We start from the raw sequence: 9,027 nt of genomic DNA on the forward strand, positions 1-9,027 counted from the left end.
CCAGCACATCCGCCAGCGTTCGAACCTCCGCCATCGCCATCACCCCTTTCCCCAGAACCAAGCGAGGAGCCTATCCCCTCTTCCCATGATACGCCCCGGCTTCCGGCCCTGGGAAGCGCAGAGGCGTTCCCCCCATCCAACGAATGCACTCACGGCGCTGATTCTTCCCGGCGGGGGACAATGGAGAAGGAGGAGCAGGCAGAGACAACCGGAGACCAGAGCGTCAATGGACCTGTTATCATTTTAAACCTTAAGCCCCTTTTCTTGGAAAAGAGTGTTCTCCTTCAGGGGGAGCGCTCGGATCTCGGGTCGCGGACGACGGGGACCATCGAGAGCCCGTGCTACGTGCTCTCAAAAACAACGGGCACTCACGTGCCCTACTACGAACGAAAAAGACATTCTTTGTAGTAGGGCACGAAAGCGCCCGTTATGGGTTCTCAATCTAAGGGTGAGGGTTTGGGTATCCAGCGGCGAACACTGAGGCGAAAGGTGCTTGGCACCGCCTCACCAAGCCCCCAGAGAAGGTTCGGAGAAAAGGCAGGGACAGGGGCTTCGCCACCGCCCCCCTCTTCCTCACCACTCCATCCAGGGATGGGCCCGGCCATCCCTCGTGAGGAGATAGATCGTCAGGGGACCGGTTCGATTGCCGCTCATCCCGGGAGATCCGGGAGGCATACCCGGGAGGGCGATCCCCCGCGCGTCCGGACGCTCCGCCCACAGACGGACGATGGCCTCCAGCGGGACGTGACCTTCGATCACATAAGGGCCTAACCGGGACGTGTGGCAACTCCACATTGATTCCGGAATCCCCCATGCCCGTTTCAGCGGCGTCAGGTCATCTTGCTGGACGACATGGACGGCCGCGCCATGGCTCCGAAGATAACGGATGTATTCGACACAGCATCCACAGTTAGGGGTGAGATAGACCGTCACCACTTCCCCTGTCAGGGAGCTGGCCAGCTGGGCCGCGGGGGAGGAGCTTCCGCAACCGATCAGGAGCAGGAGCCCCAGCGCCGCCAGGCTCAGAGGCAGAAACCCTCTTTCCCGAAGCGCCATAGGATCCTCCCCAGGAAAATTCGTGGATTCGTGCTCCCATTCGTGGCCGGCCCATTACGCGCGGAACCCGCGCAGGCGCAAGGAGTTGGTCACGACGAAGATCGAGGAAAAGGCCATCGCCCCGGCGGCCATCATCGGATGCAACAGGCCCATGGCGGCCACCGGGATCAGAATCACGTTGTAAAAGAAGGCCCAGAACAGGTTCTGACGGATCGTCCGCATCGTCCCGCGGGAGAGCCGGATCGCCTGGGGCAGCAGGCGCAGATCCCCTCGCATCAGGGTCACATCGGCGGTCTCCATCGCCACCGCCGTGCCGGTTCCCATCGCAATCCCCACATCCGCCTGGGCCAGGGCGGGGGCGTCGTTGACGCCATCCCCCACCATCGCCACCCGATGGCCTTCCCCCTGGAGCCGACGGACGATCTCCGCCTTTTCGGCGGGCAGGACCTCCGCGAAGACCCGATCGATGCCGGCCTGATGGGCGATCGCCTCGGCGGTGCGCCGGTTATCGCCCGTGATCATCACGGTCTGCACGCCCAACCGATGTAACGCGGCGATCGCCTCAGCCGCCTCCGGCTTCAGGGCGTCCGCTAAGGCGATCAGTCCGATCACTTCCCCATCCCGGGCCACCAGCATCGTGGTCCGCCCCTTCTCCTGAAGGGCGCGCGTCGCCTCGCCCCATTCCTCCAGCGCCACCCCCTCGGCCTGGAGCCACGAGATCTTGCCCACCCGCACCACGCTCCCATTCAGCTGGGCCGCCACACCCCGGCCGGGCCATGCCGAGAAGCCCAGGGGCTTCTCCAGCGGGAGCCCCTGGGTTCGGGCCGCTTCGACCACCGCCTGGGCCAGCAGGTGCTCGCTCCCCTGCTCAACGCTGGCCGCCAGCGCCAGGACCTCCTCGGGGGTCCGGTCCGCGCGCGGGATCACCTCGGTCACCACCGGCCGGCCCTGGGTGAGGGTGCCGGTCTTATCCAGCGCGATGACCGTCGCCCTCCCCAGCTGCTCCAGGGCCTGAGCGCTGCGGAAGAGGATCCCCATCGTCGCCCCCCGGCCCGTCCCGACCATGATGGCCGTGGGCGTGGCCAACCCCATAGCGCACGGACAGGCGACGACCAGGACGGCGATGGCGTTCACCATCGCCCGCGTGAAGCCCGCCCCACCGATCGTCAGCCAGCCCAGGAAGGTCAGGGCGGCGACGGCCATCACAATGGGAACGAAGACCGCGGAGACCTGATCGGCCAACCGCTGGATGGGTGCCCGGCTGCCCTGGGCCTCCCGGACCATCCGGATCATCCCAGCCAGCACTGTGTCCCGACCGACGTGAGTGGCCTCCACCTTCAACAGCCCGTGCTGGTTGATCGTCCCCCCTAACACCCGATCGCCCGGGCCTTTCTCCACCGGAAGCGATTCCCCGGTCATCATGGACTCATCCACGGCGGAGCGGCCCTCCAGGACGACGCCGTCGGCCGGGATACGCTCCCCGGGGCGGACAATCAGGAGATCTCCCACCCGGACCTCCCCGGCCGGGATCTCGATCTCCTGACCGTCCCGGAGCACGCGGGCCCGTTCTGGCTGTAACGCTATCAGGGCGCGGATGGCCTCGCTGGCTCGCCCTTTGGCCCGCGCCTCCAGATATTTCCCCAGAACGATGAGGGTGATGATCACTGAAGCGGTTTCGAAATAGGTGTAACGGCCCAGGGCCGTGCTGCCCAGGGTGAGGGCAAGGGTGACCGCCAGGCTATAGAAATAGGCAGCGGAAGTGCCCAGGGCCACCAGCACGTCCATGTTAGCGGTCCCCAGCCGCAGGGCCCGATAAGCTCCCCGATAGAAATCCCATCCGACTCCGAACTGCACCGGCGTGCTGAGGAGGAGGAGCATCCAGTCCAAGAGCAGCGGCCGGATCATCCCGGGCATGACGCTGTGGAGGAGATCGAATTGCATGCTCAGCCAGAATGTGGGAAGTGTGAAGGCCAATCCCACGAGAAGGCGCCGGCGCTGGCGGGCCAGCTCCGCCTCCCGGGCCGCCTGCTCCGCATCGGCCCCTGTCTCTTCCAGCTCCCCAGCCGTCTCCACCACCTCGTAACCGGCCTCCCGGACCGCCTGGATCAGGCCGCGGAGGGAGGCCAAGCCGACCACGTAGGTGACACCGGCGCGCCCCGTTGCCGGGTTGACTGTGGCCTCCAGCACGCCAGAGACACTGCGCAGAGCCTGCTCGAGGGCGTGGGCGTCGTCCGGGCGGGTCATTCCGGAGACCGGCAGCTCCACCGTAGCGGTGGCCACATCATAGCCAGCCGCCCGGATGCGCTCGACGGCCTGGCGGATATCCATCGCCGGGGGATCCAGCCGCACCACCGCCTGCTCGGCGGCGAAGTTCACCGAGGCCTCCAGCACCCCGGGCGTGCGCTTCAACGCTCGCTCCACCGTCCGGGCGCAGTTGACACAGGTCATGCCCACAATGGGGAGCACGACCTCTCGCGTCTCAGCCATCGCGAACCTGCCTCCTGAACAAATTGGGCCACCTCGAGAGGTTGCCCCTACGATAGGCGTGGAATCCCATGAAGCGCCCGCCTACGCGTTCCCCAAAAGGAACAGATACGGAACGAAGCGAAGAGCCTGTTACATGCCCGCAAGAACCGGCGCTCCCCCGTTCTACTGGATGGGCAGCTTCTCACCCCTGCCCTTCACTGGATGCTGGAGGGTATCCGATTTCATGGAGCACCGCCACGATCTGCTCCCAGGTCGCTGGCGGCTCGAAGGCCACCGTCACCTGTCGGTTCGTCACATCCCCCTGCACTTCCTTCACCCCTTGCAGAGCACGCAATTCACGGGTGATGGTGTGAATGCAATGATGGCATGAGATGTTGGGCGCAATGAACGTTCGGGTCTCCATCGGTTCGCCTCCTCCCAAAATTGTGGCGGCCATCCCTCGCGATCGCGTAACCCGTCCGACTCATATTTTTTGCGCTGCCTCGAAGACCTCCACGATCTCCTGCAACACGCGTTCCCGCTGCTCCGGATCATCCCCGCGGATCGCGGTGGTGACGCAAGTGCGCAAATGCTGACTCAGCACCAGGTCGTTCACCTTCGACAGGGCCCGTTGCACCGCCTGCACCTGCCGGATGATGTCGATACAGTAAGCGTCCTCCTCCACCATCCGGGCGATCCCTTCCACGTGCCCAGCGATGCTGCGCAGCCGCCGCAGGACCTCCGCTTTCGTTCGGGCCTCCATGTCCCCCTCCCGGATCTACCCCCTCCCCCCGGGGGAGGGGTTCAAGGAAATTGTATCCCGGGCCAGGGGGTCTGTCAAACGGAGGATGCGGGGTCCCGTATCCCGGGGATGGCAACCCGGAAGCGCGCCGGCGCAACCCTGTTTTGGGGATGTCAGATGAGCGTCCTCTTGGTTCCCGCCCCTCCGCCCTTCGCCGACGCCATCCTTTGAAAAAGCCAGTCCCTGGCTACGGGGTCCTTTACGCCTGGGCGTTCTCCCTGCGTGGACTAAAGGAAGACCGAAACGACCGGTTCAGCGCCTGGAAGCCTTCGCCAGATACTGGGATTAGAGAGCTTCGAGGGCATCCGGGAAGGGGTTCCGAATGGAGGGGCCGGTGGAAAAGGCTTCGGGGCTGCTTTGAGATCTGGAGGGGGGACAATGGAGGGTAGAGCATCGGGATCGGTTAGCGCCGTTTAGGTTTGAGCTCAGCGAGGCTGCCCGGTCGGCCGCCGGAAGGCGAGAACAAATATTATGTTTCGCCCGGCGCAAAGGGGGTGATGATCGGCGGCGCCCCCCTCAGATCGGAAGGCGCCGCCGATCATCACCCCCTATCCCCCGAAAAAACCAGAGGGCTTACGCCCGGGCCTTATGCAGGGCCTTCAAGCATCGGGCGCAAATGTGGATCCGACGGGTGACGCCATTGATGGTCACCCGCTTCTTCTGAACATTGGCCATGAACCGACGGCGTTCGGCATGGTTCGAGTGGCTGACGTAGTTGCCGAAGGCCGTCCCTTTTCCGCAGATCTCACACCGCGCCATCTCTTCTCCTCTCGATCGCAGCAGGATGTGCCTTAGAGAAACGCGCAGATGATTTTACTCTAAGAGATCCCCTTCGTCAACGATAGGGCGGAGTGCGGGTTAGGTGCGCTATGGGGGTATAATCAACCTGAAAGCATCTGCCGTGGAGGATTCGGATGGCCTTTACTGTTCGGGATTTTGAGGACTTGACCCGTTTGCTAGACAAGCATCCAGAGTGGCTGGAGGCCCTTCGGCAGCGGCTGCTCACGAAGGAGCTCCTTCAGGTCCCCAAGACCCTGCGAGGGCTCTCCACTCGAATGGGCAAGGTAGAAAAGAGCCTCGAGAGCCTGAGCCAAACGGTCCAGACGCTGGCCCAATCGGTGGCTGCCCTGGCCGAGGCCCAGCGCCGCCACTATGAGGAGTTCGCCGCCCACCGCCAGGAGTTCCTGGCTTATCGCCAGGAGACCGAGCGCCGCTTCGCCGAACTCGCGGAAGCCCAGCGCCGCACCGAGGAGCGGGTGGGACGCCTGGAAGAGGCCGTGGCTGCCCTGGCCGAAGCCCAGCGCCGCCACTACGAGGAGTTCGCCGCCCACCGCCAGGAGTTCCTCGCCTACCGCGAGGAGACCGAGCGCCGCTTCGCCCAACTGCGGGAGGAGCTCGCCACCTATCGGGCCGAAACCGACCGCCGCTTTGCGGAGCTGGCCGAGGCCCAGCGCCGCACTGAGGAGCGGGTGGGACGCCTGGAAGAGGCCGTGGCCGCCCTGGCCGAGGCCCAGCGTCGCCACTATGAGGAGTTCGCCGCCCACCGCCAGGAGTTCCTCGCCTACCGCGAGGAGACCGAGCGCCGCTTCGCCGAGCTGGCGGAGGCCCAGCGACAGACTCAGCTACAAATCCAGGAGCTGGTTCAAACCGTGGGCGAAATCCGCTCTGACCTGGGCCACATGCGATCCACGCTGGACCGCTTCGCTCAGGTCATCGGATCCGCCGTGGAGGAGCGGATGATCCCGGCCCTGCGGGCCTGGGTGGAAAGCCAGGGTGGAACCCTATTGGGCCCCGTGGTCTCGATGACCCTGGATGGGATCGGGGAGGTGGATGGAGTGGCGCAGGTGCGCTGGCCCGATGGCCGGGAGGGATGGCTGCTGGTGACGGCGAAGACCAAGGTGTGGCCACGGAGCATCGAGGAGTTTGTAAAGGAGATTCTGACCCATCCGCAGGCGCGGCGGGCGCTGCGGGAGAAGGGGGTGCGGGATCCGGTGTGGCCGGTGGTGTTCGGACTCACGATCGATGATCGGGCGCCGAAGGCGGCGGATACGGCAAAGGTGGGACTGCTGTCGAGTCAGGAGGGGATCATCGTGCCGCCGGTCCCCTGGTCTCTGGAGCAGGGCACCTTCCTGTCGGATTAAAGGTGGGCAGGGCTGCTGAAGGGGACCGCCCGCGAAAATGGCACATTTTTAGGGAGCGGAGCTGGTCGCCGAAGGCGACGGGCTCTGCTCCCCTGAGCCCCTAAGAGGGGGCGAACGATAGCACTCCGGCTAGGGCGACAAAGAACTTCACGATCTGATCGTTTCGGAGGCTCAGGAGGCCTCCAGGCGGATCCGGGCCAGGGAGGCGAGGCGATCGGATTCTCCGAGGGCGATCAGGCGGCTCCCTCGGGCCGATCGCCCGGCCTGGGGGATCTCCGCCACCGGGATCCGGATCGCCATCCCATTGGCCGTCAGCAACACCACATCCTCTTCGGGCCGCACCACCCGCGCCGCCGCGATCTCGCCGATCTCCTCCAGGCGATCGGCGATCGTCCGCACCCCTCCGGTGGCCCGGCCTTTCTGGGGATACTGGCTCAGCGGCGTGCGCTTTCCAAACCCACGGGCAGTCACCACCAGCAGCTCTCCCTCCGGATCGAAGCGGTCCAGGGCCACCACGAAGTCCCCTTCTTCCAGCCGGATGCCCCGCACCCCGGCAGCCGTCCGACCCATGGGGCGGACCTCGGCCTCCTCGAAGCGCAGCGCTTGCCCCTGGGCAGTGACCAGCAGGAGATCTCCGGCCCCGTCGCTGAGGCAAACATCCTGGAGCACATCGCCTTCCTCCAGCCCGATGGCCACCAGGCCGGCGGAGCGGGTGGTGAGGAACTCGCTCAGCGGCACCCGCTTGATCTTCCCCTGTCGGGTGGCCATCACCAGATAGCGATCGCCGCCGTTGCCCCCCGCCTCTTCAATCCATGCCGGCGACACGGCCACAGCAGCGGTGATCCGTTCCCCTTCCATCAGGTTGATCAGATTCACAATCGGAAGGCCCCGGGCGGCACGGTCGGCATCGGGGACCTCATAGGCGCGGATCCGATAGGCTCGCCCTTGATCGGTGAAGAAAAAGAGGTAATCCAGGGTGCGACAGGCGAAGACCCCGGCCACGGCGTCGTCCTCATCGGTTGTCATGCCGGTGACCCCTCGCCCGCCTCGACCTTGAGGCCGATAGGCGGTCACCGGCACCCGCTTGACGTATCCGCGATGGCTGAGAAGCACCAGCGCGGGCTCATCAGGGATCAAATCCTCCACGGCGAACTCCGCCGTCGCCTCGGGGAGGATGTGGGTGCGGCGGGGATCGGCGTATTTGTCCTTCAGGCTCTGGAGTTCCTCCCGGATCACCCCCAGGATCTTTCGGGGATCCGCCAGCAGGGCCTCCAGATCCGTGATGCGGGCCGTCAGGCCCTGGTATTCCTCCTCCAGCCGCTGCCGTTCCAGGGCGGCCAGGCGTCGCAACGGCATGTCCAGAATGGCCTGGGCCTGGATCTCGGTGAGCCCGAAGCGGCCCATCAGCTGGACCTTCGCCGTCTCCGCGTCCGGGGCGTTGCGGATCAGGGCGATAACCTCATCCAGAAACTGGAGGGCGATTCGCAGCCCCTCCAAGATATGGGCGCGGGCCTTCGCTTTCTCCAGATCATACTGGGTCCGCCGGGTGACCACCTGGATGCGGTGCTCGACGAACAGCTGGAGGATCCGCTTCAGGGAAAGGACTCGCGGCTGGCCATCCACGAGGGCGAGCATCTGGACGCCGAAGGTGGTCTGGAGAGGGGTGAACTTCAGCAACTGGTTGAGCACCGTTTGCGGCCGGGCGCCCCGCTTGAGCTCGATGACAATGCTCAGCCCATGGCGGTCGGACTCGTCCCTCAGGTCGGCGATGTCATCGATCCGCCCCTCGCGGACCAGCTCGGCGATCCGCTCGATCAGGGCCGCCTTGTTCACCTGATAGGGCAGCTCCGTCACCACGATCCGCCATCGCCCCCCCTTCAATTCCTCGATCCGCGTCACCGCCCGCACCACCAGGCGGCCGTGGCCGGTAGCGTAAGCGGCCCGGATCCCCTCCTGCCCCAGGATCAACCCACCGGTGGGGAAATCGGGCCCCGGGATGAAGCGCATGAGGTCCTCGATGGTCACCTCATCCCGTTCCTCCCAGCGGTCGATCAGGTAAACGAGGGCGTCGCAGACTTCGGCGAGGTTGTGGGGGGGGATGTTGGTCGCCATCCCCACCGCAATCCCCGACGCCCCGTTGATCAACAGCTGTGGCGCCTTCCCCGGCAGCACCACCGGCTCCCGCAGCGTCCCATCAAAATTGTCCACCCACTCCACCGTCTCCTTCTCCAAATCCGCCAGCAGCTCCTCCGCCATCGCCGTCAGCCGCGCCTCCGTATACCGCATCGCCGCCGGCGGATCCCCATCCACCGACCCGAAGTTCCCCTGCCCCTCCACTAGCGGATAGCGCATCGTGAAGTCCTGGGCCATCCGCGCCAGGGCCTCATACACCGCCATATCCCCGTGCGGATGAAACTTCCCCAGCACCTCCCCCACAATCCGGGCCGACTTCTTGTAAGGCGCGTTCGAACGCAGGCCCATCTCGTGCATCACATACAGGATGCGCCGCTGCACCGGCTTCAGCCCATCCCGCACATCCGGCAGCGCCCGCGCCACAATCAC

The 9,027-nt window shown here is 65.4% G+C and carries 7 protein-coding genes; 1 reads left to right on the top strand and 6 read right to left on the bottom strand.

Annotated elements, in window-relative coordinates; genetic code table 11:
* Positions 1-573: 573 nt before the first annotated feature.
* The 5 genes from NZM16_RS06465 to rpmB all read right to left on the bottom strand — a co-directional run bounded on the left by NZM16_RS06465 (position 574) and on the right by rpmB (position 5,083).
* Complete coding sequence (locus tag NZM16_RS06465) at positions 574-1,056, bottom strand: DUF411 domain-containing protein (RefSeq protein WP_295479402.1); 483 nt, start codon at positions 1,054-1,056, stop codon at positions 574-576.
* A 54-nt stretch (positions 1,057-1,110) separates the two neighbouring features.
* On the bottom strand, positions 1,111-3,543 hold the full coding sequence (locus NZM16_RS06470) for a copper-translocating P-type ATPase (RefSeq protein ID WP_295479405.1): 2,433 nt from the start codon (positions 3,541-3,543) through the stop codon (positions 1,111-1,113).
* A gap of 181 nt (positions 3,544-3,724) precedes the next feature.
* Positions 3,725-3,946, bottom strand: a complete 222-nt coding sequence (locus tag NZM16_RS06475; RefSeq protein WP_295450980.1) for a heavy-metal-associated domain-containing protein — start codon at positions 3,944-3,946, stop codon at positions 3,725-3,727.
* A gap of 60 nt (positions 3,947-4,006) precedes the next feature.
* Positions 4,007-4,285, bottom strand: a complete 279-nt coding sequence (locus NZM16_RS06480) for a metal-sensitive transcriptional regulator (RefSeq protein WP_295450979.1) — start codon at positions 4,283-4,285, stop codon at positions 4,007-4,009.
* Between the two features lie 612 nt (positions 4,286-4,897).
* A complete protein-coding gene (gene rpmB / locus NZM16_RS06485; RefSeq protein ID WP_295450978.1) occupies positions 4,898-5,083 on the bottom strand; it encodes a 50S ribosomal protein L28 in 186 nt (61 codons plus the stop codon).
* A 155-nt stretch (positions 5,084-5,238) separates the two neighbouring features.
* Between rpmB and NZM16_RS06490 the strand changes: the two genes are divergently transcribed.
* Positions 5,239-6,465, top strand: a complete 1,227-nt coding sequence (locus NZM16_RS06490) for a hypothetical protein (RefSeq protein WP_295479408.1) — start codon at positions 5,239-5,241, stop codon at positions 6,463-6,465.
* A gap of 171 nt (positions 6,466-6,636) precedes the next feature.
* Here the strand turns inward: NZM16_RS06490 and gyrA are convergent.
* Positions 6,637-9,027: DNA gyrase subunit A (gene gyrA / locus NZM16_RS06495; protein WP_295479410.1), on the bottom strand; the 2,391-nt coding region annotated here is incomplete at its 5' end.

Source organism: Thermoflexus sp. (assembly GCF_025055495.1).
In the GTDB taxonomy this organism is placed as follows: Bacteria; Chloroflexota; Anaerolineae; order Thermoflexales; family Thermoflexaceae; genus Thermoflexus.